This window comes from Mycobacterium sp. NGS49, assembly GCF_059812565.1.
Window position 1 is genome coordinate 136,011 of sequence record NZ_JCALCX010000008.1, and the last position, 25,546, is coordinate 161,556.

Genomic DNA, 25,546 nt, shown 5'->3' on the forward strand with positions numbered 1-25,546 from the left:
CCCGTAGCGGCCAGCCGCACCCTAGGCTGCTTAGGCGCACAGTTGGCAGACCGGAAGGAAACAGCCCCGTGGCACGGCCTGACTATCGAGAGTTGGCGGCCATCTTCGCCGGCGGTGCGCTCGGCTCGCTGGCCCGGGCGGCGCTGGCCACTCTGGCGGTCCCCGATCCGGCACGATGGCCGTGGCCGACATTCGTGGTCAACATCCTCGGCGCATTTCTGGTGGGCTATTTCACCACCCGACTGCTGGAAAGGCTGCCGCTCTCGAGTTATCGCCGCCCGCTCCTGGGCACCGGATTGTGCGGCGGCCTGACCACTTTCTCCACCATGCAGGTCGAGACCGTCAAGATGATCGAACACGGTCACTGGCTGCTGGCCCTTACCTACACGGTCGTGAGCATCGCGCTCGGACTCGTCGCGGTATACCTGGCCACGGCCCTGGTACGTCGGGCCCGCATCCGATGACGACGGTTCTGGTCTGGTTGGGCGTCATGGTCATCGGCGGCACCGGTTCGGTGGTCCGGTTTCTGGTCGATCGCACGGTTGGCCGGCGGGTGGGCCGGCCATTCCCCTACGGCACCCTGACCGTCAATGTCACCGGCGCCGCGCTGCTCGGGTTCCTCACCAGCCTGGCGCTACCCAAGGACGTGTCGCTGTTGATCGGGACAGCGTTCGTCGGTGCGTACACCACCTTCTCCACCTGGATGCTGGAAACCCAGCGCCTCGGCGAAGAACGCCAGCTGCTGGCTGCGTTCGCCAATCTCGCCGTCAGCGTGCTACTCGGGTTGGCCGCGGTTGTGCTGGGTCAACGGATCGCGGGGCTGATATGAGCGAAAAGAGCCTGAAGCTGACAGCGTACTTCGGCGAGCGGCAGCGCGTCGTCGGCAAACCGCGACGATTCCTGGCCGACGAGATGCTGGACCTCTTCGGCGCCCACGGCGTGGCCACCAGCGTGATGATGCGAGGCGTCGCAAGTTTCGGGCCCACCGGCGGCCTGCACAGCGATGTCTCGCTGAGCCTGTCCGAAGACCCGCCGGTGACGATAGCTGCCGTCGACGTCGAGTCGAAGATCCGCACCCTGGTCGACGACGTCACCGCGATGACCGGCAACGGGCTGGTAACGCTGGAACGCGCGCGCCTGATCACCCGGGACAGCGGTACCGATTCGCTCAGCGAGATCGACAGCCGCACCGGAGACGCCGCCAAGCTGACCATCTACGTGGGCCGCCAGGTGCGCGTCGCGGGCAAGGCGGCCCACTACGCCGTCTGCGAACTGCTGTATCGCCACGGATTCGCCGGCGCAACAGTGCTTCTCGGCGTCGACGGCACCGCTTACGGCCAGCGTCAGCGAGCCAGGTTCTTCGGCCGCAATGTCAACGTGCCGCAGATGATCATCGGCGTCGGCCTGCCCCCGCAGGTGTCGGCCGCGGCCACGGAACTGGCAAACTTGTTGCCCAACCCGCTGATGACCGTCGAGCGGGTACGGCTGTGCAAGCGCGACGGCGAGTTGTTCGCCCGCCCGCAGGAGCTACCGTCCACCGACACCCAGGGACGCACGCTGTGGCAGAAGCTCATGGTGCACACCGCCGACATCGACCACGACGAGGCGCAGCCGATTCACCGGGCGATCGTGCAGCGACTGATGCGGTCCCAGGCGGCCAGGGGCGCGACCGTGCTGCGCGGCATCTGGGGATTTCACGGCGATCATAAACCCCACGGGGACAAGCTTTTTCAGCTCGCACGCAAGGTTCCGCTGATGACCATCGTGGTCGACACTCCCCAAGCCATCGCCCGCAGCTTCGCCATCGTCGACGAGCTGACCGCCCACCACGGACTGGTCACCAGCGAGATGGTCCCGGCGGCCATGTCGCTGGACGGCACGCCACGCACCCCCGAGACACCGTTGGCTGATTACGACTACTAGACATCCCGCAGCCGGGGCAAGTCATCCAGGGTGCGGGGCAACACGTAGAGCGCTCGCCGCCGGTTCACACTGTCGTGTTCGCCCAGGAAGACGCAGCCGCCGCTCTCGCAGAACTCGCGCAACGCCGTGTTGCGATGATCGGGATCGAACATGATCCGGCGGCATTGCGGTTCGGCATTGAACACGCTGGCCACGAAATGCGGCAGCAGCAACAGCACCATACCTTTGTTCAGCACTTCCAGGTCGGCCAGCGCCGGCCGCACGCCCAGATCACAGGGACCACACTCGTACTGGGTGGAGATCAAATCCTTGGCGGCACGGTAGAGCTCAACGTAGCCATGGTTGTGCCCGTCGATGCTGCCGATGAAGGGCCTGCAATAACTGCCGTCGAGTTGGGCCAGCAGGTACTGCCGCCATCGTGATGCCGGCCATGCCTGCCCCCACGTGCGTTGCAGGTGCGGCCGGCTCATCCACTCGGCGACCAGTTCGGCGTCGGAATCGGGATCGGCCAGACGAACGGCATAGGGCGTCGGCACCTCCGGTGTCGGAGGTGCCGGCACCCGCCGGATCTCCTCGGGGAGGTCGGTCAGTTCCCGCGGTAGCAGTGTTTGGTTCATAGCGCGGACTTCCATTCGTCTGCCAATGCCGAAATCCAGCCGGGCACCACCTCGGCGTTGTCCGGCGGCGCGTGCACCAGCACCAGTTCGTCGATGCCGAGTTCGGCCAACGCACCCACATCATCGATCCTGGGCTCGGCCAAGGCTACCGCCAGTCGCAAACCGGCTCGGTCGCGGTCGGCTTCGGCACACAACTTCTCGAGCCGGCCGACCCGCTCGCGCACCGCGGCGACGCCGTCCAGGTTGAAGCCGTACCAACCGTCGCCCCAGGCGGCCACCCGACGCAGCGCCGCGTCGCTGTTGCCGCCGACCACAATCGGGATCCCCTGGCCGGCAAAAGGTTTGGGATTGACCCGAATCGAGTCGAATCCGACGAACTGTCCGTCGAAGGATGCGACGTCCGCGCGCCACAGCGTGCGTATCGCGGCAACATATTCAGCCGTCCGCGCCGCGCGCCGTTCAAAGGGCACGCCGAGTGCCTCGAACTCCTCCCGGGACCAGCCGACGCCGACCCCCAGCGTCAGCCGACCGCCGCTGAGCCTGTCCAAACTGGCCGCCTGTTTGGCCACGATCACTGGGTTGTGCTCGGGCAACAGCAACACACCGGTCGCCAGTCTGATCCGCGCGGACGCCGCCGCGGCGAAGCTCAGCGCGATGAACGGGTCCAGCCAATCCGCTTGCGCGGGAACAGCGATCACACCGTCATCGGAGTAGGGGTACCGGGACTCGGATCGGTCCACCATCACGACGTGTTCGCCCGCCCACAAGGTTGCGAAACCGTGGCGGTCGGCCGCCGCGGCGACGGCGTCGATCACCGTCCGGTCAGCACCGGACCCGACGCCCAGCGCGTGCAATCCCAGCTGCATCCCACGATGTTCTCACGTGGGTCTGCGACTCCCGAGCAGCTTTGCCAACACAATCGCATGACTATTCTCCGGGTGACGACTCGCGGTGACCACGGTCACCACACCCCGCCGGGCCCGCTCGCGAAGCTCGGCCAGCGCCGGGCTGCCGGCCAGTTCGGCCTCGTATCGCGCCGCGAACTCCTCGAACCGGTCCGGCTGGCGGTGGTAGCACTCCCGCAGTTCCTTTGACGGCGCGACGTCCTTGCACCAGATGCCGACCCGCGGGTCATCCTTGCGGACTCCGCGCGGCCAGATCCGATCGACCAGCACGCGTTGACCGTCCTCGGCACTGACGTCGTCGTAGATCCTTCGGGTGCGAACGCTCATAGGCTGCGCCACTGAGCTTTTCGACTCAGTAGTGGTAGGTGTCCGACGGAGCCGGCGAGTGCACCTGCTCGTCCTCGAACTCCGACGCCACGATGCCGTAGGACCGGGCCAGATCGAGGATCTTGGTGGCCCGGGCAATGCGCGGCAGGTCCGACCCGTTACGGATCTCGCCGCCGTCGCGCTCGAATTCGGCGAAAAACTCTTTGGCCCAGCCTATTTCATCCTGCGAAGGAGACAGTCCCTCGTTCACCACAGCGCACTGGTCCGGTGAGAGGCAGATCTTGCCGGTCATCCCGAACTCCACGGACACCGCCGTGGCCTCGATCAGCTTCAGCGGGTTGGAACCGATGGTGGGCCCGTCGATCGCGCTGGGCAAGCCGGCCGCCTTCGCCGCGATGGTGAACCGCGACCGCGCGTAGGCCAGGGTCGCCGGTTCTTCGCCGAAGCCGGTGTCACGCCGGAAGTCGCCGATGCCGAATGCGAGCCGGAAGGTGCCCTTGGCCGCGGCGATCTCGGTGATGCGCTCCAGACCGCGGGCGGTCTCCACCAGCGCCACGATCGGCACATTGGGCAGGCGCTTGACAGTTTCGGTGACATGGTCCACCGATTCGACCATCGCCAGCATCACCCCGCCCACCGCGGTGTCGGCCAGCTGCGCGAGGTCATCGGCCCACCACGGGGTGCCGAAGCCGTTGACCCGGACCCAGTCGTTGGTGCCCCCGTTGAGCCAGCGCACCACGTTGTCGCGGGCAGTGACCTTGTCCTTGGGCGCTACCGCGTCCTCGATGTCGAACACCACGATGTCGGCGCGGGAGTGTGCAGCGGCCTGGAACCGGTCGGCGTGCGTGCCGTTGACCAGGAGCCAACTCCGGGCCAGCACCGGATCGATGCGCGAGCCGACATCGGCGGGATCCGTCGCGTCGTAATTGGCTTGGTCATACATTGCGTGGTCTGCCACCTTTTCCCGGTCGGTGCCGAACTAGTCGCCCATTACCGTAGCGACAGCACGACACCCGCAGCGGCGTGACCTACAACGCCGGTTCGCCGAGCAGCGCCCGCGCCAAATCGAGCGGCTCCACCTCGACCCCGGCAAGGTCGGAGTTGAAGTCGGGCCCGATCAGCTCGTCCTCCTCATGCATCCGCCGCAGCGGGCCGTCGAGGAAAACGTCCAGGTCCAGCGCTATGGGTGCCAGCTGCGCCCAAGGCCCGGTGGCATGCTGACGCGCATAGGCCGCGGACGAGAAGACGAGGTGCACGACGACGGCTCCGCCGTCGGCGCCCTGGTATTGGTTGGACTCCACCCACGCACCCTGCATGTCGGGGTCGACGAGCACCCAGACTTCCCCTTCGGCGCGGACGCGGTTCACGAAGCGCTGATACCGAGCGTCCAGTTCGGCTTTCAGGTGCAAAGGCATGTCGTACCATACCTACAGAAATAGTCGCTTACGCAAATAATACGCGGAGGTTCGCCCGGGATGTCCGCGTAGTCCGGGGGTGCAAGCCGGCCAGACTCCCGACAGAAGTCACGTCATGGTGTTGGATGGCGGGGTGGGAGAGATCAGCCGCAGCCGGACCATAGCGGCGCAGCCGCAGGCGATTTGGGATGTCCTCGCCGATTTCGGCGCCCTGCGTTCCTGGGCTGAAGGCATCGACCACTCGTGCGTGCTCAACGACGGTCCCGACGGCGGGCCCTTGGGCATGACGCGGCGAGTACAGGTGGGTCCCAACACACTGGTCGAGCGCATCACCGAGTTCGACCCACCCTCGACACTGGCCTACGACATCGAAGGCCTGCCCTCCAGGTTGCGCAGGGTCGCCAACCGCTGGACGTTGCGACCGGTCGGTGCCCAAACGGTGGTGGCGCTGATCAGCACGATCGAGGTGGGCACCGGCCGGCCCGCCCGGATGGCCGAATGGGTGGCACTACGGGTCCTGGCCAAGCAGTCCGATGCGCTGCTCGCCGGCTTGGCACAACGAATGGAGAACACGCATGTCTGACCGCCCCGACATCGTCATCGTGATGACCGACGAGGAGCGGGCGGTGCCGCCCTACGAGCCCGACGAGCTGCTCGCCTGGCGCCGGCAAACGCTGACCGGTCGCCGCTGGTTCGACGAGCACGGGGTGAACTTCACCCGCCACTACACCGGTTCGCTGGCCTGCGTGCCGAGCCGTCCGACGATCTTCACCGGCCAGTACCCCGACCTGCACGGCGTCACCCAGACCGACGGCATCGGCAAGCGCTTCGACGATTCGCGGTTGCGCTGGCTGCGCGCCGGCGAGGTGCCCACCCTGGGCAACTGGTTTCGCGCGGCCGGCTACGACACGCATTACGACGGCAAGTGGCACATATCGCACGCCGACCTGGAAGACCCCGCGACCGGCGGATCCCTGGCCACCAACGACGACGACGGCAATGTCGATCCGGCGGCCGTCCAGCGTTACCTCGACGCCGACCGGCTCGACGCATACGGCTTCTCCGGCTGGGTGGGGCCCGAGCCGCACGGCGCGGGGAACGCCAACAGCGGATACCGCCGTGACCCACTGATCGCCGAGCGGGTCGTCGCGTGGCTGGGTGACCGCTATGCCCGGCGCCGTGCCGGTGACGCGGCCGCGATGCGTCCGTTCTTGCTGGTGGCCAGCTTCGTGAACCCGCACGACATCGTGCTGTTCCCGGCCTGGGTGCGGCGCAGCCCGCTGCAGCCGTCGCCGCTGGACCCGCCGCAGGTGCCGCCGGCCCCCACCGCCGACGAGGACCTGTCCACCAAGCCCGCCGCGCAGATCGCCTTCCGCGAGGCCTACTACTCGGGATACGGTCCGACGCCGGCGGTGAGTCGCTCCTACAGGCGCAACGGGCAGCGGTACCGGGACCTCTACTACCGGCTACACGCCGAGGTGGACACACCGATCGACCGAGTACGTCGAGCTGTCACCGAGGGCGGCTCCGACAATGCCGTGCTGGTGCGCACGTCCGACCACGGTGACCTGCTGGGTGCCCACGGCGGCCTGCACCAGAAGTGGTTCAACCTGTACGACGAGGCCACCCGGGTTCCGTTCGTGATCGCCCGCATCGGCGCCAACGCGACACAGGCCCGCACTGTCGCGGCACCGACGTCGCACGTCGACCTGGTGCCGACCCTGCTGAGCGCGGCGGGCATCGACGTCGACGCGACAGCGGCGGAACTGTCCAAGTCGTTCTCCGAGGTGCACCCGCTGCCCGGCCGCGACCTGATGCCCGTCGTGGGCGGTGAACCGGCCGATGAAGGCCGAGCCGTCTATCTGATGACCCGCGACAATGTGCTCGAAGGCGACACCGGCGCCTCCGCGCTGGCACGCCAACTGGGCCGCGACGTCAATCCCCCTGCACCCCTTCGCATCAAGCTTCCCGCGCATGTGGCCTCCAATTTCGAGGGCCTGGTCGTGCGGGTAGCGGAGGAAGACGGTGGCTCGGGGCATCTGTGGAAATTGGTGCGTACCTTCGACGACCCGGCCACCTGGACCGAGCCCGGAGTGCGCCACCTGGCGGCCAACGGGATCGGCGGCGAGGCGTACCGCACCGATCCCATCGACGACCAGTGGGAACTCTATGACCTGACCGCCGACCCCGTTGAGGCCGAAAACCGTTGGACCGATCCGGATCTGCATGAGTTGCGGCAGCATCTACGCATGCAACTCAAACAGGCCCGGGCGTCGTCGGTGCCGGAGCGCAATAAGCCGTGGCCGTACGTCAACCGGCAGCCTCCGACGGGTGAGTCCGAAGGTCTGGTGCGCCGGGTGTTGGGGCGGTTCCGTTAGAGCGCAAGCAGTTTGCATCTACCCGACGGGCTGCAGCTTTCCCAGGAACTCGTGGCAACACCGGGCAAGCTCGGAACCCTGCGCCAGCACCTGGTCGGAAGAACAATGGGCCCATTCGTCGTGTTGTCCGGCCAGCACAGCGCCGACGAGGCGGGACAGGGCGTCGCGTTCGGGGAAGATTCCGGCAATACCGGTGCGGCGGCAGATTTCTTTGTCGAGGCGTTTCTTGCGCATGCTCTGGACGCGCACAAAAGCACCTGCCGTCGACGTGGTCTAACGTTTGACTGCTTCAACGGTGTAGGTCAGCGGAATCCGGTCGGCACCTTCGGCGAGGATGAATTCGCCGTCGAAGTCCGGACTAGGGATCATCGCATCCCCCAACGGATTCCATGGGACTTCGCGATGCTCTTCAAGGGCAGTGACCGCCAGTCCGGCGTCGGTGAGAGCCGTGAAGATTTCACCGAGCCCATGGTTGAAATGGATCATCTGGGGTGCGGCGACAGTTCCGGTCCCAGCATAAGAGTCGTGCTCGATGAACAGTATGCCCTCAGTTTCAAAGTACGGGTATTCAACGACCAATAGCCCGTCGGGCCGTGGATCGCACAGCGACCACAGGACCGGATGGCCTTCCCTCATGAACAGCCGCCCGCCCGGCCGGAGCAGGCTTGCGACAACATCGGCCCAGCGGCGGATACTGGGAATCCAGCACAGCGCGCCAATGCCGGTGTAGACCAGATCGTAACGACCAACGCCGAGTACTTGTGCTGCGTCATAGACGTCGGCCTCGACGAATCCGACATCGGCTTTGACGCGCCTGGCCAAATCCCGGGCTTCTCGCAGCGCGGCCGGGGAGAAATCCAGACCCACAGTAGAACGTGGCCCCAGCCGAGACAAAGAGATCGTGTCGGTGCCGATGTGACATTGCAGATGAGCGACATCAAGCCCGTCGAGCCGGCCGAGTCTCGGCAGGTCGTATCGCACTTCTGCAGACAAGAAGCAGCGATCGTCGAAGCTGCCGAGGTCGTATCCGTTGGGCCCGGTGTGCAGCGGCACGCGCGACTCCCAATTCGCCAAATTCAGATTGCGCCAATCGGCGCTCACCGGCCCTTGCCAAAGGTCATCCACGCGGACAGCATTCCATGAGCTCAGCGAATCCGGGTGACACTGTCGTCACTCCGAGAACCCGGCAGCCGTCCAGAGCGCGGTGGTGATACGTCACGAACGCCGTTAGCTCCTCCCGATTTGCGCAGCGAGCCATGGCCGAAGTGCCCTGCGCCCCTGACGGTGTGCCACAGTTCCCGGTGTGACGGGAACTGTCGCTGTGATTGGAGCCGGGCCGGGCGGGCTTGTCGCGGCGCGCTGGCTGCTGGCGCAGGGCTTCGAGCCGACCCTCTTCGAACAGGCGCCGGTGCTCGGCGGGCAATGGGCCGGTCTGGAAGGCCATAGCGGCGTGTGGCCGACCATGCACACCAACAGCAGTCGCGTCCTGACGGCGTTCAGCGATCTCACTCACGAAACCGATTCGCCCTACCCGTCGAACCGCGACATTCGGGCGTACCTGCACCGCTATGCCGATGCATTCGACATCACGTCACGCATCCGGTTCGGCACCCGCGTCGACCTGCTCCGGCGAGCCGATAAGGGATGGCTCCTCAATCACTCGGGCACCGCCGAAGCTTTCGATCGCGTCGTCGTCGCCCCCGGCAGGTTCCATGTGCCGGCCACCCCGAATGTCACTGGCCTGCGGTCATTTTCCGGTGCGCTCGGCGCGACTTCCAGCTATCACTATCGCGGGCCCGAGCCGTACCAGGGTAGGCGTGTGCTGGTGGCGGGCGGCGCGATCAGCGCCCTCGAGGTCGCCACCGAACTCGCCGAGAGCGGTGCCGCGGGAGTGACTGTCACGCAGCGACGGCAACGCTACGTGCTGCCGAAGTTCGTCGGCGACGTGCCGTCGGACCACCCGATGTTCACCCGGTACCACGCCTTGGCCGCAGAATCGCTACCGGCAGCAGAATTTGACTGCCAAATAAGGGAATTGGTGGTCGAGGCCGGCGGCAATCCGGCGGATTATGGGGCACCGGCACCTTACCCGTCGGTGGCCGCGGCGGGCTTGACCTTGAACGACGGATATCTGCGGTTGGTCGGCGCCGGCCGAATCCGGTTGCGGCCGTGGATGAAATCTGTCACGGGCTCGTGCGTGGCGTTCGCCGACGGGCGAGCCGAAGAGTTCGACGCAATCATATTCGGCACCGGATACCAGTTGAGCCTGCCGTTCCTCGAGCCAGAAATCCGGGCGCTGCTCAACGTCGGCGCGACGCACCTCGATGCCGACCGCTACACCTTCCATCCCGACCTACCCGGGCTGGCCTTCATGGGCCTGTGGGACCAGTCGGGGGGATACTTTGTGCCGCTTGAACTTCAGGCCCGATGGATTGCCTACGCCTGGAGTGGCGCGGTCACCGCTGAGCCCGACCAGCCCAAGTCGCTCGACGCCGGACGCGGCAACAAGACGCGGATGGATAGTGTTGCCCTGACTTTTGCCCGTGCAGCCGGCGTGGAGCCGCGGCTGGAGCATTGGCCGCAGCTGCGCCGTGCGCTGTTGTTCGGCCCGCTGGCGCCGAGTGGCTTCCGGCTCGAGGGCCCCGATGCGCGCCCCGACGCGCCGCAGCAATTCGCTCGCGATGCCGCCGCGTTCGGCGCCATTACATCCAGCGAGCTGACCAAACGCGAACGCGACCTCTTATCGCTCCTGGCACCGGCCGCTGCCGGTTAGTCACGTCGTCGCGCGTTGCTGCCGCGCGGCGAAAAGAATCGACCCTGCGGTCTGAAACGGCACCGTGTCGCGGTGGGCAGCGGCGACGGGCAGGTCGGCGGCCCGACGCAGCATCATCAGTGCCAGCGTGCCGTTGGTGGAGTACGGGATTATCAGCACGTTCGCCAGTGCGTCGGCGCCCGTCACCGTCATCACGTGCTGGTGCTTGTACTGCCAGCCCTGCCAGTTCAGATCCGGTGGCCGCTGCAGCGGCGGCCAGTTGACCGCGATGTTGGTGATCTCACCGAGTCGGGCGCGCAGCGCCACGGTCAGCTCGGGCAACTCCACCCCGATGCGGTCGGTGCGCGGCCACCATGCCCCGTCGATCTCATGCCCCAACTCACTCGCCAACGTGAGACGAATCGGGGTCGAGTGGCGGCGCGACCCCAGCGTATAGCTCACCGGCCCGGGGCGGCGGGCGGGCGCATCCCCAGTTCAGCGCCGGCCTCTTGGGTCGTACGAGACAGGACTAAAAGGTTCATCCGGGCTATTCCTTCGTGCTCGGCATCGTGGCCCCGCGGGTGCGGGACGACGGAGGAATCACATTGCCCATGGACACGGCCTGGAACGACGACCATCGCTGACAACGAAAAGGCTCGTCAGTGACGCTACGCCACCGGCAGAGCCGCCAAACCGCAGGGCCGTAATACTGATCACCGGCGATCACCCGCGACATAGTGGAGGATGGAGGCATGGCCACACAGAACTGGTGCGACGCACCCGAGATACACCCGTCGGAGATCCGGGTAGGTGACACCATTGGCACGGTGGCTCCCGATCATCTCCCCTATCTGGTCAAGATGATCAGCACCCCGCAGGCAGGCTCGTCGAGCCGGTGGACCTTCTTCGGCCGCGACAAGAACGGCCAGCAGCACTCGGAGACGTTCCGGGAAGGCCAGCTGGTTCGCAGGTACACCAAGGCCTAGTGAACCGGCCGGCTGGCGAGTAGATGCCGAAGTTCTCGCTACCCGACGAGAAACCACAAGGCCTGACCTCCCCCACGACCGGCAGGATCATCAAGTACTCGGCCAAGGCGCACGTCGCGATCTTCAAGCTGACCAACGGACGCATCGGCAACAAGTGGCGCATCGGCGCCGGCTTCGACAAGCCGGTGCCAACACTGCTTCTCGAACATCGCGGCCGCAAGTCCGGCAAGCTCTTCACCACTCCGCTGCTCTATCTGCGCGACGGTGATGACTTCTTGATCGTCGCCTCGCAGGGCGGCCACCCCAAGAATCCGCAGTGGTACTTCAACCTGGTCGCCTGCCCGGACACCCGGATACATGTGAAAGGCCAACGCAACCTTGATGTTTCGGCCCGTGTCGCATCGACGCAGGAGCGCGCCGCATTGTGGCCCCGGTTGGTCGATCTCTACGCGGACTTCGAGAAGTATCAGCGTTGGACGGAGCGGGAGATCCCGGTGATCATTCTTTCCCCGCGCCGGCGGTAAGCCGGAACAGGGCGCGGTCCAGCGTCGCCAGGATGTCGGTGACGGGAATCTCCCCGGCGGCGAATCTCGCGACCAGGCCGTAGGCCAGGTTGGACACGATCGGCGGCACTTCGTCCACCAGGACGGGATCGGCGTCTGCGAGCACGGCCATCGTGGCGGGGATGACGGCGTCCAGGCCGCGGCTGACCAGCTGCCGGCCTCCCGGAGCCGACCGCACCCGGAAGTACGCGCGCAACATATCCGGGTGATGCTCCCAGGGCTGGAAAATGGTGCGGAAGATCCGGATCAGGCCGTCGTACACGGATTCGCCGGGCTCGGGTGTCTGCGCGGCGAGATCGGCATAGCGGTTGTCGTCCATCCAGCGTTCCAGCGCGGCCAGAATCAGTGCATCCCTGGTGGGGAACCGTTTATAGATGGTGCTCAACGACGTGCGTGCGCGCTTGGCAACCTCGCGCAGCTGGACGGCGTCATAGCCGTCGGTCTCCAGAATCTCGACCACCACATCGAGGATGGGATCGGATTCGCCGGCCATGACTTCCGCGCTGACCACATTCACCTTGTCCAGAGTCTTGCCCCGCCCCAGTAACGTGGTTACTGTACACGGTGTAACCAGGTTACTCAATGCGGACCGTCCCGGGCCAAGTAGCGAAAGAATCAGCCGTGACCATCACTTCGGGAACCGATGTCTACTACGACCCATACGACGTCAACATCACCGCCGACCCCTACCCCACCTTCGCCCGACTGCGCGCCGAAGCGCCGCTGTACTACAACGAGCGCTACAACTTCTGGGCGATCTCCCGCCACGCCGACGTCGAGAAGGCGCTGTCGGACTGGAAAACGTTCTCCAACAGCCGAAGCGACATCCTGGAACTGATTCAGTCCAAGTTCCCTATGCCTCCGGGCGTGATGATGTTCGAGGACCCGCCCATGCACACCATGCTGCGTGGCGTCATGTCACGGGTGTTCACTCCGCGCCGGATGGCCGCTATCGAGGACCAGATTCGGGCCTACTGCGTCCGCTGTCTCGACCCTCTGGTGGGCTCCGACGGTTTCGACATCATCGCCGAACTCGCGTCCATGATGCCGATGCGCGTCATCGGCATGCTGCTGGGCATCCCCGAGGACGAACAGATCGGCGTGCGCGATGCCAACGACGCCAACCTGCGCACCAAACCCGGCACACCGATGAAGGTGGCCGACCCGGATTCGATCGCCGACGGCCGTATCTATGCCGACTACGTGGAGTGGCGCGCCAAGAACCCCTCCGACGACCTGATGACCGCGCTACTCAACGTCGAGTTCGAGGACGAAACCGGCGTCCGGAGAAAGCTGACCCGCACGGAAGTGCTGCACTACACGCAGGTCGTTGCGGGCGCCGGTAACGAGACGACGGGCCGGTTGATCGGTTGGCTGGCCAAGGTGCTCGCCGAGCATCCCGACCAGCGCCGGGAAGTCGCTCAGGACTGCTCCCTGCTCACGCGCGCGGTGGACGAGACGTTGCGCTTCGAGCCGACGGGCCCGCACGTGGCGCGCTACACCATCCGCGACTTCGAGAGCTACGGCACCAGGGTGCCGGCCGGCAGTGCCGTCCTACTGCTCTTCGGTTCGGCGAACCGGGATCCGTTGCGCTACCAGGATCCCGACACTTTCAACCTGCACCGCGACAATATCTCCCACCTCACCTTCGGCAAGGGCGTGCACTACTGCCTGGGCGCGAATCTGGCGCGCCTGGAAGGCAGGGTCGCGCTCGACGAATTGCTGAACCGCTGGCCCGAGTGGGAGATCGACTACGACAGCCTCAAGCTCGCACCGACATCGACGGTGCGCGGCTGGGAGCGGCTACGGATCGTTATTCCCTGATCTCTCAGTCCATTTGGGCCAGTTCTGCAAGTTCGTCGAGACTGTGTAGCGTCTGGTCGGGTGGCATGGTCTCCAGCTGGAGCAAGACCCGCTCCACACCGAGCGGAGCGTAACCCTGAAGGGTTTCGGCCGTGGCATCCCCCCACTGACAGACCGTCACCGCAACGTCGGAACCGGCAACCGCACGCAACTCCTCAAGGGGGCCCGCCAGCAGTTCCGGCGAAGGACTGAGCGCGATCCACCCGGCACCGAACTCGGCGATGCGCTTGAAGATGGCCGGTCCCCCGCCGACGTACAGCGGCGGATGCGGCTTGGTCACCGGCTTGGGCCAGCAATATATCGGGTCGAAATCGACGTATCTCCCGTGGAACTCGGGTTGGTCCTGCGTCCAGATCTCGATCATCGCGTGAAGCCGTTCGTCGGACACCCGGCCCCGTACCGCGGGCTCGACTCCGTGGTTGGCAACCTCCTCGCGCAGCCAGCCCACGCCGACGCCAAGGACGAACCGGCCCTGGGAGACCAGATCCAGGGAGGCGACTTCCTTGGCAGTGATGATCGGGTCCCGTTCCGGGAGCAGCGCGATTCCGGTGCCCAGCAGCAGGGTCCGGGTGGTGGCGGCCACGGCCGTCAACGCAACGAACGGGTCGAGCGCGCGGTGGTACTTGCGCGGAATCGGACCACCACCGGGATAGGGGCTGTTGTGGTTGACCGGGATATGTGTGTGCTCGGCAACGAAGAGCGAGTCGAAACCACGTTGCTCGAGGGCCGGTCCGACTTCGGTCGCACCGATCCCCTCGTCGGTGAGAAAGGTCAAGATTCCGAAACGCATGTCTGCTCCCATCGTCGCTGCAGCCACGACTCTGCCAAGAAAACCCGCCGCAGGGAATTAATCGCCGCACGCGGCAGTAGAACAACGCATGAAGCTCAATGACGCAGCACGCGAACTGATTGGCCGGGGCGCCGACGCCACGCTGGTCACCCTCAATCCCGACGGCAGCCCGCAGGTGAGCCTGGTCTGGGTCGCGCTGCACTCGACTGCGGACGGCGACGAACTCGTCACCGCACACTTGGCCGAACACAAGAAGGTTCGCAACGTCCGCAACGATCCCCGCGTCGCCGTCACCGTCGTCTCGACCGACGACCCGGGCGGGGCGATGCGGCCCTACCTCGCCATCAACGGCACGGCGCGCATCGTCGAAGGCGGCGCGCCGGAGCTGTTGAGGGAACTCGCGCAGACGCTGTCCGACCCGAATGTGTTCCCGCCCTCCGATGCGCCGCCGGGATTCCTAACCCGGATCCGCATCGATAAGGTCGGCGGCATCGGGCCTTGGACTTAGTCCACGGCGGGTGGCTCAGGGGCCCGCTTCGCCGGGCGCGCCGCGCCCCAAAGCCCTACGGCCACACCGGCAATCGCGCCGCCGAGGCCGATGATCTGCTGTGAGCGCTTGAGTTCGCCGTGTACGGACATCCCGCCCAGCAGATCGGCCGCGTCCGCGCCGCCGGACGCCAGGAACCAGCCGCGAGTGTTTCTGCCCCGCAAGGCCGATGACGCGAGCAACCCGCCGATCAGTGCGTCGCGGTAGCCCATCGACCGCAGCAGGAGTTGCACGGTAGCGGATTGATCGTCCGGGTCACCCCAGAGTTTGTTCGCTTTGACGGGGTCGACGAGGAAAGCGATGCCCGAAGCGAGCCGGATGCTGCCTGCGACGAGTGCGGCACGATCGATCGACATGGGCGGCAGCCTAGTCTTCCCCTACACCTAGTGAGAAGGAGTCGGGGATGACGTGGCAGATCGTGATGTTCGTTCTTTGCCTGGCCGTCGCGGGCGTGGCGGCCCTGGGTTGGGTCTTCACCCGCGACGACAAGGCCAAGCGGCGCCGCCGAACGGTTGCGATCGGCGCCGTGGCCGCCGCCGCCGCGATCTTCCTGTTGGGCTGCTTCACGATCGTCGGGACCCGGCAGATCGCGATCGTCACCACCTTCGGCCGGCCCACCGGGGTAAGTCTGAACAACGGATTCCACGGTAAGTGGCCCTGGCAGATGACCCACCAGATGGATGGCGCGGTGCAGATCGACAAGTACGTCAAGCAGGGCAACAACGACGAGCGCATCATGGTCCGGCTGGGCAACCAGTCCACCGCCTGGGCGGACGTAAGTATCCGCTGGCAGCTCCAACAGCACGCCGCCCCCGAACTTTTTCAGCAGTACAAGACCTTCGACAACGTGCGGGTCAATCTGATCGAGCGGAATCTCTCGGTCGCGCTCAACGAGGTGTTCGCTGCGTTCAATCCGCTGGATCCGCAGAATCTCGACGTCTCCCCGCTACCCAATCTCGCCAAGCGCGCCGCCGACCTGATGCGCCATGACGTGGGCAGCCAGGTCGACATCTTCGACGTCAACGTGCCGACCATCCAGTACGACCAGGGCACCGAGGACAAGATCAACCAACTCAACCAGCAACGCGCCCAAACCTCGATTGCGGTGGAGTCCCAGCGCACGGCCGAGGCCCAGGCCAAAGCAAACGAGATCCTGTCCCGCTCGATCAGCAACGACCCCAATGTGGTGGTGCAGAACTGCATCACGGCCGCGATCAACAAAGGCATCAGCCCGCTGGGTTGCTGGCCGGGCAGCACGGCGATGCCGACGGTGCCCGTGGGCGGACGGTAGTCACGGCCGGTGGGCTCCATGAGAGGGTGATTGCTCATGGAGATCCCGTTCGCCGATGTACTTCGCGGTCGTTTCGGTTCCCGCAGCAGACAGGGTCTCGGTCAGGACGTGCCCGCGTTCGACCTGATGCAGGACCTGGCGGATCTCGAGGACGACGAGACCAAGGCCACCGATGCGGCGCTCGACACGGTCGACCTGCCGGCCACGGATCCGGCCCTGGTGCTGCAGAAAATGGAGAACCGGCTGGTGCGCAATCACCTGGCCAACCCGGACGTGCTGAGCACCGAGGAGCTGCGCAAGCTGCGTTACATCTTGAACTTCGCCCGACTGGCCGACTTCGAACCGGGCGTCGCAGGTCCGGGGGGCAGCCGCGGCCGCGGTGACATCTCGGTAGGGGCGGAGATCGGCCCGTGGCGATCGCGGGTGGTCGACGCGCTGTACGGGCCGTTACGCGAGGAACCGGACCCGATCAAGGCTTTGACGGCGGCACGCGAGCTGCTGGCCGGCTTGGGCGAGGACCAGGACGACCAGCGCCAAGTACTCATCGATCGCCACCGCAATGATTTCTCCGCCACCGAACTCGACGCCGAGGTGGGCTACAAGAAACTCGTCACCGTGCTGGGCGGCGGCGGGGGCGCGGGGTTCGTCTACATCGGCGGTATGGCACGACTGCTGGAAGCCGGCCACGTGCCCGACTACATAATCGGCTCGTCGTTCGGGTCGATCATCGGCAGCTTGGTGGCCCGCGAGTTGCCGGTGCCGATCGACGAGTACGTCGCCTGGGCCAAGACGGTCTCGTATCGGGCCATTCTCGGTCCCGAGCGGATGCGTCGCCGCCACGGCATGGCCGGATTGTTCGCGCTGCGCTTCGACCAGTTCGCGCACGCCCTGCTCAGCCGCGAAGACGGTGAGCGGATGCGCATGTCGGACCTGTCGATTCCGTTCGACGTCGTGGTCGCCGGGGTCCGCCGGCAACCGTACGCGGCGCTGCCGTCCCGGTTCCGCCGTCCCGAGCTGGCGGCGCTGCAGTTCCGCTCACTTCCGTTCCGGCCCATCGGGATTGGACCACTGGTGGCAGCGCGAATGTGGCAGGTGTCGGCGTTCATCGACCTGCGGGTGGTCAAGCCGATCGTGGTCTGCGGAGACGATCCGGCACTCGACTTCGACGTCCTGGACGCCGCGTCGTTCTCCTCGGCGATTCCCGGTGTGCTGCACCACGAAACCAGCGATGCCCGGATGCTGCCACTGCTCGAGGACCTGTTCGCCGAGCGGGAGATCGCAGCACTGGTCGACGGCGGCGCGGCCAGCAACGTGCCCGTCGAACTGGCGTGGAAGCGGGTCCGCGACGGCAAGATCGGCACTCGCAACGCCTGCTATCTCGCCTTCGATTGCTTTCACCCGCAATGGGATTCGCGGCATCTCTGGTTGGCTCCCATCCTGCAGGCGATTCAGCTGCAGATGTTGCGCAATCTGCCCTATGCCGACCGCCTGGTGCGCTTCGAGCCCACCCTCTCGCCAATCAACCTGGCCCCCTCGACCACCGCGATAGACCGCGCGTACCGCTGGGGATGGGACAGTGTGGAAAAGGCGATGCCGGTGACGTCGGCGCTGCTGGAGCCGACCTGGTGGGTAGGCGACGCGCCCCCGGCTCCCGCCGCGAGGCCGCGGGAGCACGCGAAGTCGGTGGCATCGTCGATGAGTTCGGTGATGGGGGCCATCCAGGCGCCCAGCGGTCGCCTCTCCCGCTGGCGCAACCGCCACCTCACCTGAGGCGGTTCACGCGGACTACCATGACCCCATGGTCGACCGGGTCGGAGGCGCCGACTACAACACTGGCGATACGGCAAGCTCGGGAAACCTGGCCTGGTCGAGCAGTAACGAACTCGCGGAAATTCAGGACAGCCCGGCCGCACCGGGCAGCCGGGAGAACCCTACGCCCGACGATGTCGATGTGGACCAGTCCTGGACCACCGCGTGGACCCGAGCCGCCACCGTCCTGCTGATCTGCCTGGCCCTCGCCGTGGTGATCGTGGTCGCGGGTTGGCTGATGCACGAAAACAACACATCCGGGAAAGCCGCAGAGCCGGCGCGGACCACGAACGCGCCGGTGACCACCACGGCGCCGGCCACCACCACGGTCTCCTCGACGGCGGACCAGGACAGCCGGTACATCGCCGCACTAAACGACAAAGGCATCCAGTTCGCCAACCCGGAAGCCGCCGTTTTCAACGGGAAGACGGTGTGCCAGAACATCGGGCAGGGCATGACGGTGCAAGAGGTGATCGCGCAGTTCCGGTCCAGCAGTCCGGACTTCGCTGTGCACGCCGAGGACTTCGTGGCAATCTCAGTCCGTGCCTACTGCCCGCAGTACAGCAAGCTGGTCGCCGCGATCTGATCAGTCGGTGACCTTCCGGAAGGCGCTGACCAACTCGGCCAACACCTCATGTGCCTGCCCGGGGTCTGAGGGCAGCGACCCCGAGAACCGGATGTCGGTGGCGCCGTCGGCCACGATGCCGGGAACCACCGCAACGGAAGCCCGCACATCGATCGTGCGATCAGAGCCCCTCAACAGACCCGCCGAACCTTGTACCTGCAGACCAGCCGGATCCGCACCGGCGTCGGCGATCGCTCTTTTCATCGCCGGGATCGCTGCGCCCAAATCGGTGATCGCCGGGCCCCAGGGGATCCAGCGCAGGCCGAACCGGCTCAGCCGCCGCGCGACGGCCCGGTTCACTGTCCCGCTGACCCAAATGGGAATGCCGTTGGACTGCAACGGCTTCGGCATCTGATGGATACGGCCGAAGGACAGTTCGGGCGAGCTGTAGGCGGCCCGCTGCTGTGTCCAGAGGGTCTGGCACACCTCCAGCGTGTGATCGAGCAGGCGGCCGCGCTGCTCGAAGGGTAGACCTACGACTTCATACTCCTCGCGTTGCCAGCCGATCCCCACGCCGAGGTCCACCCGCCCGCCGGACAGCACGTCCATCGAGGCCAATTGCTTGGCCAGCACGGCCGGCCGGCGCAGTGCCGCCAGCAGAACCGACGTTCCGAGCCGGATGTTGGTCGTCGTGGCAGCCACCGCGGTCAGCATCACGAGCGGTTCCAACCACAGGCCGTCCGGACCGGTTGGTTGCCTGCCTCCCGCGGTTCCGCCCAGCGCAGGGTCGGCGTAGGCGTCGAGGTTCTCACCGAACACGACATGGTCGGACACCACCACACGGTCGACGCCGGCGGCATCCATGGCGCGGGCGACACCCAGGGTTGCCGACCAATCGGTGTCGGGATCGTCGCTGTAGCTGCGCAGATACAGCGACAGCGTCGGACGATCCGTCATAGGCCAGTTTTCGTCACGTACCGAGTATCGCGTGCTCTGGGGGCATGCTTGACGTCGATGGTGAAAATCGGCGTTCAGATTCATCCGCAGAACACGACGATGGCCGATCTGCGCGCGGCGTGGCAGGCCGTCGACGAACTCGGCGTGGACAGCCTGTGGACCTGGGACCACTTCTTCCCGCCGCTGTATGGATCCGCCGACGAAGCTCATTTCGAGGGCTGGCAGATTCTGGGCGCGATGGCGGTCACCACCTCGAAGGTGTCCCAGATCGGAATGCTGGTCACCGGCTGTGGCTACCGCAACCCCGATCTGTTGGCCGACATGGCGCGCACCGTCGATCACCTTTCGGGCGGTCGCGCGGTGCTGGGTATCGGCTCGGGGTGGATGGACAAAGACGAGATCGAGTACGGCTACCCGGTGCGCACCCCCGCGCAACGACTCGACCTGCTCGCTGAGGCGCTCCCCCGCATCCGCCGGCGGCTGGCCTTGTTGCAGCCGGGGCCGATCGGCCCGTTGCCGATCCTGATCGGCGGCAACGGGGAGCGGCGCACGCTTCGCCTGGTGGCCAAGCACGCCGACATGTGGAACGGCTACGGCGACGCCGACACCATCCGGGCCAAGAACCGGGTTATCGACCGGTGGTGCGCCGAAGTCGGGCGCGACCCCGGCGAGATCGAACGCACCGTGTGGATCGAACGCGCGGAGCCCGGGCTGATGAAATCGCTGGTCGACGCCGGGGCCGAGCACCTGATCCTCGGCCTGCGCGCGCCCTATCCCCTGGAACAAGTGAAGCGCCTGGTCGCGACGCGGTCGGCGTTTTAGCAGCCAGTTGCCCGGGTATGCGCCGAAGAGCGGCGCACAGCCCACTGCCCGCACTTCCGAGCCCCCTCATTGGAGGTTATTCGTTATGTCCGAAATGATCGTCGAAACACCCGACGAAGTCATCGCGTTCCTCAAAGCCCAGCACGACCTGATCGAGGACATGTTCGACCAGGTCCTGCTGGCTTCGGACCCGCAAGCGCGCGAGCAGCCGTTCATCGAGTTGCGCCAGCTGCTGGCCGTGCACGAAACGGCCGAGGAGATGATCGTGCATCCGCGCCTGCGTCGCGAATCCGACGAAGGAGATGCGATCGTCGATTCCCTTCTGCAGGAAGAGCACGACGCGAAGGAGCTGCTGTCGAACATCGAAAGCCTCGACATCACGTCGCAGGAGTTCATCGACGAGCTGACGAAGTTGCGCGACGCGGTGCTCGCACACGCCGAGCACGAGGAACTCGAAGAGTTCCCCAAGTTGCAGAGGCAAGTCGACGACAACGACCTCAAGCGGATGGGCACCGCGGTGAAGATGGCCGAGGCCATCGCGCCGACTCGGCCGCACGCCGGTGTGGAGTCGGCCAAATTGAATTTCGCCGTCGGGCCGTTCGCCTCGATGCTGGACCGCGCCCGCGACCTGATCAGGCAAGCCGTCAGCTAGGGGACGCGATGGGCAACCCCCAATCACCGGATGAGCAGGACCAAGCCGCTGCACCGGAACAGGAGAACGGCGACGACAGCGTGGTCTCGCCGCCGGCGTACCCGGCGTATTCGACCCCTCCGCCGGAAGGTCTGGCGGGCAACGAAGACGGTTGATTCTCCGTACTGTGTGTGAAGTGAGCGTTACCCCGGACATCACCATCACCCTGCAGGACCGCTTCGCGACCGAGTTGCCGGAGATGGCGGTGCGGTGGCAGGCAGAAGTTCCGCCCGAGGCGCGGCTGCTGGTGCTCAACGAGCCGCTGGCCGCCGAGCTCGGTCTGGACACCGGCTGGCTCAACAGTCCCGACGGAGTGCGTTTCCTGGTGGGCAACCTGGTGCCCAGCGGCGCTGCACCGGTGGCCCAGGCCTACGCCGGGCATCAGTTCGGCGGCTATGTGCCGCGGTTGGGCGACGGCCGGGCCCTGCTGCTCGGCGAACTCATCGACGCCGACGGGCGGCTGCGTGACATCCACCTGAAGGGTTCGGGGCGCACACCGTTTGCCCGCGGCGGCGACGGTCTGGCGGTGGTGGGTCCGATGCTGCGCGAGTACATCATCAGCGAAGCCATGTATGCGCTGGGGATCCCGACCACACGATCGCTGGCGGTGGTGGCCACCGGGCGCCCGGTGGCACGCGAGACGATGCTGCCCGGAGCGCTGCTGGTGCGCGTCGCGAGCAGCCACCTGCGCGTCGGCAGCTTCCAATATGCCTCTGCCACAGGCAATCTCGACCTGTTGCGCAGGCTGGCCGACCATGCCATCGCCCGCCACCATCCCGATGCGGCACAGGCCGAGAACCCCTACCTCGCGCTGTTCGAAGCGGTGGTCGCGGCGCAGGCGTCGCTGGTGGCGCGCTGGATGACGGTCGGGTTCATCCATGGCGTGATGAACACCGACAACATGACCATCTCGGGTGAAAGCATCGATTACGGGCCGTGCGCGTTCATGGAGGCCTACGACCCCGACACCGTGTTCAGTTCGATCGACGCCTGGGGCCGCTACGCCTACGGCAATCAACCGACCATCGCCGCCTGGAACCTCGCCCGGTTCGCCGAGACCCTGCTGCCGTTGATCGGCGACGACGTCGACGAGTCAATAGCATTGGTGGAGAACGCATTCGACGGATTCCACGCATACCACTCGGCGTGGCTTTCGGGGATGCAGGCCAAGCTGGGGCTGGCGACCGATGTGGACGCAGTGATGCCGTTGCTCGATGAACTGCTTCCCATGCTGCAGGAGAGCCACGTCGACTTCACCTCGTTCTTCCGTCATCTGGCCGCTGCCGCGCGGGGCGATGGCGAACCGGCCCGAGGTCAGTTCGTCGATCCCGCCCGGTTCGACGACTGGGCGCAGCGCTGGCGGGCGCTGGGACCGGACGCCGAGGCGATGGACCGGGTCAATCCGATCTACATTCCGCGTAACCATCTCGTCGAGGAGGCGTTGACCGCGGCCACGGACGGCGATCTCGACCCGCTCAGTCGACTGCTCGAGGCGATCACCGCTCCCTACACCGAGCGGCCCGGCCTGCAGCGGTACGCGTCTCCCGCACCTACGGATTTCGGCGTCTACCGGACCTTCTGCGGCACCTGAGCCCGCTGGATCTCCCGGGTGGATGCGGTGATCCCGATCGCGATCATGATGTCGATGTAGGTGATGAACAATCCCCACCAGTACGCCCACTTCATGTGCGGTTGTGTTGGCGCGGAAAAGAATATGACCAAGAAGATCGGACCGACGATGCCGCAGACGAACACCATCGCCTGGATTGCCAGATAGCGCTTGAAGGTGGACACCCGTCATCCTCCCGTCGTTACGGCTTTCACAGCATATCGCGCAGAATGAGCGGCATGGCCGACGTCTACCGCGCCCCGATGCGATCCCGCGGCAACGCCATCGACTCGCGAGCCACCTTCGACCGCGCCCGTCGGTTGGCTCTGTGCGGCTTCGGACAGGTGGTAGGCAACCTGGCCGAACAGGAACGTCTGGCGCGGCGGGTGGACCGCTTCGCCGCCGCGGCCGACGGCTCATTGGTGTGGACCCGCGACCAGGACGGATTGTTCTGGCTCGGCCGGATCGACGGGCCCTACTTCCGGGACGATTCCCCTGACGCGCCGGCAGTCGACCTGGTGCATGTGCGGCGCTGCAGCTGGCTGACTGAGCCGCTGCTGGAGCCCGAGGTGCCCGCCGCGGTGGTCGCGACGTTCCGGCGCGGCGGACGCAACTTCCAGCAGATCCATCACGCGTCGGTGCGCCAAGAGACACAACAGATCTGGAATGCGCGACGACCCGAGCGTTAGGTGTTGGAACGGCGACGCCGAACCCGCTGGAGCGCCAGCACGAAAATCAACACGACGGCGCCGACCAGCGTTCCGATCACAGCGGATATCGCAGTGTTGACCAACCAGCCAAGCACGCCGCCCAGCGGCGCGTGGTGAACCCACTGCTCGGCGTGATGCACCAAACCGTATGGCGTGTGCCAGCCCAGGTGATCGGCGCCCATCAGCAGGATGTGGCCGCCCACCCAGAGCATCGCCACCGTCCCGACGACGGACAGCACCGACAGGAGTTTCGGCATCCCCGCGACCAGCGCCCGCCCCACCTTCCTGCCCACCCGGGAGGAGGTCTTGGCCAGATGCAGGCCGATGTCGTCCATCTTGACGATGCCGCCGACCACGCCGTACACGGCGACGGTGATGATCACAGCGACGATGGCGAGGATCACCAGCCTCGGCACGAATGCCTCGGCGGCCACCTCGTTGAGCGCGATCACCATGATCTCGGCGGACAGGATGAAGTCGGTCCGGATCGCAGCAGCCACCATGTGACTTTCGCTTTCCAGCTGCTCGTTACCGTGGTCGTGACCGCGCAGACTGCTCCATACCTTGTCGGCGCCTTCGTAACACAGATATGTGGCCCCGAGCATCAGGACCGGGCTGAGCAGCCACGGCGCGAACTGGCTGAGCAGCATCGCACCGGGCAGGATGAACAGGAGCTTGTTGCGCAACGATCCCAGCGCTATGCGCTTGATGATCGGCAATTCACGCTCGGCGGAGATTTCATCGACGTACTGAGGCGTTACTGCCGTGTCGTCGATGACCACGCCGGCGGCCTTCGCGGTCGCACGTCCGGCGGCGCCGCCGACGTCATCGAGTGAAGCGGCGGTCAGTCGCGCAAACAGCGCCACGTCGTCCAGAAGTCCGAACAGACCCGCGCTCATTGCGTCTGCCCCATGGCGTTGCAGCGTACCCGGGTGGGCGTCGATCGGCTCATCACTGCGCTCATCAGGAAGGCCGGCTCCCCACCTCGAGGCCGGCCAATGTCGAAGTGCCCTCGAAGATCACGCGGCCCCATTCACGCACCCGGCAGTGCAGTGTGCCGGCCAGGTATTCGTAGTCGGTGTCGATATTGCGGCGCTCGGCCGGCAGCGGCACGGGGAGCACGTGCGGCCCCTCCGGCGTGCCACGCCCGTCGAGTTCGACGCGGTAACGCAGGGTGCGGGCATCGATGTGCCACCGCTGCACGTCGCAGCTGGACGACACCAGTGCCGGCGGAGTGATGCGCAATACCCGATCGCCCAGTCGCACAACGACTCCGGTGACATCGCGTTTGACCGGCCCCAGCTCCAGCAGCCCCCCGGAGAACGCCACCGACACGTCGGCTTCGCCGAAGTCATGAGCCTGACCCCACCACCACCGCAGCGGAAAACCGGCTCCCCAATTGCGTTCGCAGTACAACCTCGCGCCGGTGAATTCCCAACGCTGGTCCTGGTGGGTCACACTGCCGGACGCTTTGCCCCCCAAGCGGTACGGATGCCAGTACTGGTTGAGGAACGGCACCGAGGAGAACACTCCACCGCCACCAAATGGCTTGGGCCACTGGTATGCATCGTGAAACTTCAGGTCGATTGCGGTGTCGCCGAGAATCATCTTGAGCCGTTCGGAGCTGGCATCGATCAGATTCCCGCCCGAATCCGCTTGCACACTGAACCGCGCCTGACTCGCCGAGACACCGTCGACCGCCGCCGAGCGCACGACCGCGCCGGGGTGCAGCGCGATCGCCGCTGTCGACCAGTCGCCATCGGACTGCCGGTTGGCGCTGCACAGGGCGACCACCACCCGTCCCTCGTCGCGATCGGAGAGGCGCCAGAACCAGCCTTCCATTTCGGTGCCGTGCGACGGGACCGGATCCCCGAACGGCACGTCTGCGCCCGTCCGTCGATAGATCGACACGAGCCTTGAAACCAGACCATTCACACACCCTTGGTACCCCACTGGCGTGCGGTATGAACGCGCGCCCGGACCTGTGAAACATCCTTCGATCGGCGCACCGAACCGATTCGGGCAT

General features: G+C 66.0%; 32 protein-coding genes and 1 pseudogene. 18 read left to right on the top strand and 15 right to left on the bottom strand.

Translation table 11 applies throughout. From position 1 onward, the window contains the following. Nucleotides 1-68 precede the first annotated feature (68 nt). The 3 genes from crcB (AC5Y7D_RS10535) to AC5Y7D_RS10545 are packed head-to-tail and all read left to right on the top strand — an operon-like array spanning nucleotide 69 to nucleotide 1,923. Nucleotides 69-464 (top strand): fluoride efflux transporter CrcB, encoded by a 396-nt coding sequence (gene crcB, locus AC5Y7D_RS10535; RefSeq protein WP_499923687.1) that lies wholly within the window; start codon nucleotides 69-71, stop codon nucleotides 462-464. After that, nucleotides 461-829, top strand: a complete 369-nt coding sequence (crcB, locus tag AC5Y7D_RS10540) for a fluoride efflux transporter CrcB (RefSeq protein WP_499923688.1) — start codon at nucleotides 461-463, stop codon at nucleotides 827-829. The genes crcB (AC5Y7D_RS10535) and crcB (AC5Y7D_RS10540) overlap by 4 nt, the downstream gene beginning before the upstream one ends. After that, entirely contained in the window at nucleotides 826-1,923 is a 1,098-nt protein-coding gene (locus AC5Y7D_RS10545) for a DUF190 domain-containing protein (protein WP_499923689.1), read from the top strand. The genes crcB (AC5Y7D_RS10540) and AC5Y7D_RS10545 overlap by 4 nt, the downstream gene beginning before the upstream one ends. On the opposite strand, the gene AC5Y7D_RS10550 is transcribed toward AC5Y7D_RS10545, so the two are convergent. The 5 genes from AC5Y7D_RS10550 to AC5Y7D_RS10570 all read right to left on the bottom strand — a co-directional run bounded on the left by AC5Y7D_RS10550 (nucleotide 1,920) and on the right by AC5Y7D_RS10570 (nucleotide 5,187). Next, nucleotides 1,920-2,540 (bottom strand): GNAT family N-acetyltransferase, encoded by a 621-nt coding sequence (locus AC5Y7D_RS10550; protein WP_499923690.1) that lies wholly within the window; start codon nucleotides 2,538-2,540, stop codon nucleotides 1,920-1,922. The two genes, AC5Y7D_RS10545 and AC5Y7D_RS10550, sit on opposite strands and share 4 nt — an antisense overlap. Then, the gene (locus AC5Y7D_RS10555) at nucleotides 2,537-3,406 is read right to left on the bottom strand and encodes a TIGR03619 family F420-dependent LLM class oxidoreductase (protein WP_499923691.1); all 870 of its coding nucleotides are present in this window, start codon (nucleotides 3,404-3,406) and stop codon (nucleotides 2,537-2,539) included. The genes AC5Y7D_RS10550 and AC5Y7D_RS10555 overlap by 4 nt, the downstream gene beginning before the upstream one ends. Nucleotides 3,407-3,418: 12 nt before the next feature. Next, a complete protein-coding gene (locus tag AC5Y7D_RS10560) occupies nucleotides 3,419-3,772 on the bottom strand; it encodes a DUF488 domain-containing protein (protein ID WP_499923692.1) in 354 nt (117 codons plus the stop codon). A gap of 25 nt (nucleotides 3,773-3,797) precedes the next feature. Then, complete coding sequence (locus tag AC5Y7D_RS10565; protein WP_499923693.1) at nucleotides 3,798-4,715, bottom strand: HpcH/HpaI aldolase/citrate lyase family protein; 918 nt, start codon at nucleotides 4,713-4,715, stop codon at nucleotides 3,798-3,800. Nucleotides 4,716-4,800: 85 nt separating this feature from the next. Beyond that, nucleotides 4,801-5,187 carry a DUF2750 domain-containing protein gene (locus tag AC5Y7D_RS10570; RefSeq protein ID WP_499923695.1) on the bottom strand — a complete coding sequence of 129 codons (387 nt, stop codon included), beginning with the start codon at nucleotides 5,185-5,187 and terminating at the stop codon, nucleotides 4,801-4,803. Nucleotides 5,188-5,302: 115 nt separating this feature from the next. Here AC5Y7D_RS10570 and AC5Y7D_RS10575 point away from each other — a divergent pair, with 115 nt between their 5' ends. Both AC5Y7D_RS10575 and AC5Y7D_RS10580 read left to right on the top strand, forming a co-directional pair. Beyond that, entirely contained in the window at nucleotides 5,303-5,770 is a 468-nt protein-coding gene (locus tag AC5Y7D_RS10575; RefSeq protein WP_499923696.1) for an SRPBCC family protein, read from the top strand. Continuing rightward, complete coding sequence (locus tag AC5Y7D_RS10580; protein ID WP_499923699.1) at nucleotides 5,763-7,565, top strand: sulfatase-like hydrolase/transferase; 1,803 nt, start codon at nucleotides 5,763-5,765, stop codon at nucleotides 7,563-7,565. The genes AC5Y7D_RS10575 and AC5Y7D_RS10580 overlap by 8 nt, the downstream gene beginning before the upstream one ends. Before the next feature lie 111 nt (nucleotides 7,566-7,676). Here AC5Y7D_RS10580 and AC5Y7D_RS10585 read toward each other — a convergent pair. After that, nucleotides 7,677-7,793: pseudogene (locus tag AC5Y7D_RS10585) on the bottom strand (transposase); the annotation flags it as partial. 45 nt (nucleotides 7,794-7,838) lie between these two features. Next, nucleotides 7,839-8,618: a class I SAM-dependent methyltransferase gene (locus AC5Y7D_RS10590; protein WP_499923888.1), complete on the bottom strand. Its 780-nt coding sequence runs from the start codon at nucleotides 8,616-8,618 to the stop codon at nucleotides 7,839-7,841. Nucleotides 8,619-8,868: 250 nt separating this feature from the next. On the opposite strand from AC5Y7D_RS10590, the gene AC5Y7D_RS10595 reads away from it, so the two are divergent. Continuing rightward, nucleotides 8,869-10,338 (top strand): flavin-containing monooxygenase, encoded by a 1,470-nt coding sequence (locus AC5Y7D_RS10595; protein WP_499923702.1) that lies wholly within the window; start codon nucleotides 8,869-8,871, stop codon nucleotides 10,336-10,338. Here the strand turns inward: AC5Y7D_RS10595 and AC5Y7D_RS10600 are convergent, their stop codons facing one another. Continuing rightward, the gene (locus tag AC5Y7D_RS10600; RefSeq protein WP_499923890.1) at nucleotides 10,339-10,767 is read right to left on the bottom strand and encodes a DUF5994 family protein; all 429 of its coding nucleotides are present in this window, start codon (nucleotides 10,765-10,767) and stop codon (nucleotides 10,339-10,341) included. A gap of 302 nt (nucleotides 10,768-11,069) precedes the next feature. Between AC5Y7D_RS10600 and AC5Y7D_RS10605 the strand changes: the two genes are divergently transcribed. Continuing rightward, complete coding sequence (locus tag AC5Y7D_RS10605; RefSeq protein WP_499923704.1) at nucleotides 11,070-11,303, top strand: hypothetical protein; 234 nt, start codon at nucleotides 11,070-11,072, stop codon at nucleotides 11,301-11,303. Nucleotides 11,304-11,326: 23 nt separating this feature from the next. Next, on the top strand, nucleotides 11,327-11,827 hold the full coding sequence (locus tag AC5Y7D_RS10610; RefSeq protein ID WP_499923705.1) for a nitroreductase family deazaflavin-dependent oxidoreductase: 501 nt from the start codon (nucleotides 11,327-11,329) through the stop codon (nucleotides 11,825-11,827). Here AC5Y7D_RS10610 and AC5Y7D_RS10615 read toward each other — a convergent pair. Next, nucleotides 11,802-12,359 (bottom strand): TetR/AcrR family transcriptional regulator, encoded by a 558-nt coding sequence (locus AC5Y7D_RS10615; RefSeq protein ID WP_499923892.1) that lies wholly within the window; start codon nucleotides 12,357-12,359, stop codon nucleotides 11,802-11,804. The genes AC5Y7D_RS10610 and AC5Y7D_RS10615 overlap by 26 nt on opposite strands. An 89-nt stretch (nucleotides 12,360-12,448) precedes the next feature. On the opposite strand from AC5Y7D_RS10615, the gene AC5Y7D_RS10620 reads away from it, so the two are divergent. After that, complete coding sequence (locus tag AC5Y7D_RS10620) at nucleotides 12,449-13,690, top strand: cytochrome P450 (RefSeq protein WP_499923707.1); 1,242 nt, start codon at nucleotides 12,449-12,451, stop codon at nucleotides 13,688-13,690. 4 nt (nucleotides 13,691-13,694) lie between these two features. On the opposite strand, the gene AC5Y7D_RS10625 is transcribed toward AC5Y7D_RS10620, so the two are convergent. Then, nucleotides 13,695-14,519, bottom strand: coding sequence for an LLM class F420-dependent oxidoreductase (locus AC5Y7D_RS10625; RefSeq protein WP_499923708.1), 825 nt, complete (start codon nucleotides 14,517-14,519; stop codon nucleotides 13,695-13,697). A gap of 88 nt (nucleotides 14,520-14,607) precedes the next feature. On the opposite strand from AC5Y7D_RS10625, the gene AC5Y7D_RS10630 reads away from it, so the two are divergent. Further along, a complete protein-coding gene (locus AC5Y7D_RS10630) occupies nucleotides 14,608-15,027 on the top strand; it encodes a PPOX class F420-dependent oxidoreductase (protein ID WP_499923711.1) in 420 nt (139 codons plus the stop codon). Here AC5Y7D_RS10630 and AC5Y7D_RS10635 read toward each other — a convergent pair. Beyond that, a complete protein-coding gene (locus AC5Y7D_RS10635; RefSeq protein WP_499923714.1) occupies nucleotides 15,024-15,422 on the bottom strand; it encodes a DUF4267 domain-containing protein in 399 nt (132 codons plus the stop codon). The two genes, AC5Y7D_RS10630 and AC5Y7D_RS10635, sit on opposite strands and share 4 nt — an antisense overlap. A 47-nt stretch (nucleotides 15,423-15,469) precedes the next feature. Here AC5Y7D_RS10635 and AC5Y7D_RS10640 point away from each other — a divergent pair, with 47 nt between their 5' ends. The 3 genes from AC5Y7D_RS10640 to AC5Y7D_RS10650 are packed head-to-tail and all read left to right on the top strand — an operon-like array spanning nucleotide 15,470 to nucleotide 18,752. Continuing rightward, entirely contained in the window at nucleotides 15,470-16,357 is an 888-nt protein-coding gene (locus AC5Y7D_RS10640) for an Rv3090 family protease (RefSeq protein WP_499923717.1), read from the top strand. A gap of 36 nt (nucleotides 16,358-16,393) precedes the next feature. Next, the gene (locus AC5Y7D_RS10645) at nucleotides 16,394-18,127 is read left to right on the top strand and encodes a patatin-like phospholipase family protein (protein WP_499923719.1); all 1,734 of its coding nucleotides are present in this window, start codon (nucleotides 16,394-16,396) and stop codon (nucleotides 18,125-18,127) included. A 28-nt stretch (nucleotides 18,128-18,155) separates the two neighbouring features. After that, nucleotides 18,156-18,752 (top strand): DUF732 domain-containing protein, encoded by a 597-nt coding sequence (locus AC5Y7D_RS10650; RefSeq protein WP_499923723.1) that lies wholly within the window; start codon nucleotides 18,156-18,158, stop codon nucleotides 18,750-18,752. On the opposite strand, the gene AC5Y7D_RS10655 is transcribed toward AC5Y7D_RS10650, so the two are convergent. Next, entirely contained in the window at nucleotides 18,753-19,688 is a 936-nt protein-coding gene (locus AC5Y7D_RS10655) for a TIGR03619 family F420-dependent LLM class oxidoreductase (RefSeq protein WP_499923725.1), read from the bottom strand. Nucleotides 19,689-19,745: 57 nt separating this feature from the next. Between AC5Y7D_RS10655 and AC5Y7D_RS10660 the strand changes: the two genes are divergently transcribed. From AC5Y7D_RS10660 to AC5Y7D_RS10675, 4 genes are all read left to right on the top strand, one after another. After that, nucleotides 19,746-20,510 (top strand): LLM class F420-dependent oxidoreductase, encoded by a 765-nt coding sequence (locus tag AC5Y7D_RS10660; protein ID WP_499923728.1) that lies wholly within the window; start codon nucleotides 19,746-19,748, stop codon nucleotides 20,508-20,510. 85 nt (nucleotides 20,511-20,595) lie between these two features. After that, the gene (locus AC5Y7D_RS10665) at nucleotides 20,596-21,162 is read left to right on the top strand and encodes a hemerythrin domain-containing protein (RefSeq protein ID WP_499923730.1); all 567 of its coding nucleotides are present in this window, start codon (nucleotides 20,596-20,598) and stop codon (nucleotides 21,160-21,162) included. Between the two features lie 8 nt (nucleotides 21,163-21,170). Next, a complete protein-coding gene (locus AC5Y7D_RS10670; RefSeq protein ID WP_499923733.1) occupies nucleotides 21,171-21,317 on the top strand; it encodes a hypothetical protein in 147 nt (48 codons plus the stop codon). A gap of 20 nt (nucleotides 21,318-21,337) precedes the next feature. Then, nucleotides 21,338-22,792 (top strand): protein adenylyltransferase SelO, encoded by a 1,455-nt coding sequence (locus tag AC5Y7D_RS10675; protein ID WP_499923734.1) that lies wholly within the window; start codon nucleotides 21,338-21,340, stop codon nucleotides 22,790-22,792. Here AC5Y7D_RS10675 and AC5Y7D_RS10680 read toward each other — a convergent pair. Beyond that, nucleotides 22,768-22,995 (bottom strand): hypothetical protein, encoded by a 228-nt coding sequence (locus AC5Y7D_RS10680; RefSeq protein ID WP_499923736.1) that lies wholly within the window; start codon nucleotides 22,993-22,995, stop codon nucleotides 22,768-22,770. The genes AC5Y7D_RS10675 and AC5Y7D_RS10680 overlap by 25 nt on opposite strands. Before the next feature lie 54 nt (nucleotides 22,996-23,049). Here AC5Y7D_RS10680 and AC5Y7D_RS10685 point away from each other — a divergent pair, with 54 nt between their 5' ends. Beyond that, nucleotides 23,050-23,499: a GAF domain-containing protein gene (locus AC5Y7D_RS10685; RefSeq protein WP_499923737.1), complete on the top strand. Its 450-nt coding sequence runs from the start codon at nucleotides 23,050-23,052 to the stop codon at nucleotides 23,497-23,499. On the opposite strand, the gene AC5Y7D_RS10690 is transcribed toward AC5Y7D_RS10685, so the two are convergent. Continuing rightward, nucleotides 23,496-24,419 carry a DUF808 domain-containing protein gene (locus tag AC5Y7D_RS10690; RefSeq protein WP_499923740.1) on the bottom strand — a complete coding sequence of 308 codons (924 nt, stop codon included), beginning with the start codon at nucleotides 24,417-24,419 and terminating at the stop codon, nucleotides 23,496-23,498. The genes AC5Y7D_RS10685 and AC5Y7D_RS10690 overlap by 4 nt on opposite strands. Nucleotides 24,420-24,483: 64 nt before the next feature. Then, nucleotides 24,484-25,425 (bottom strand): tocopherol cyclase family protein, encoded by a 942-nt coding sequence (locus AC5Y7D_RS10695; protein WP_499923893.1) that lies wholly within the window; start codon nucleotides 25,423-25,425, stop codon nucleotides 24,484-24,486. Nucleotides 25,426-25,546: the final 121 nt, after the last annotated feature.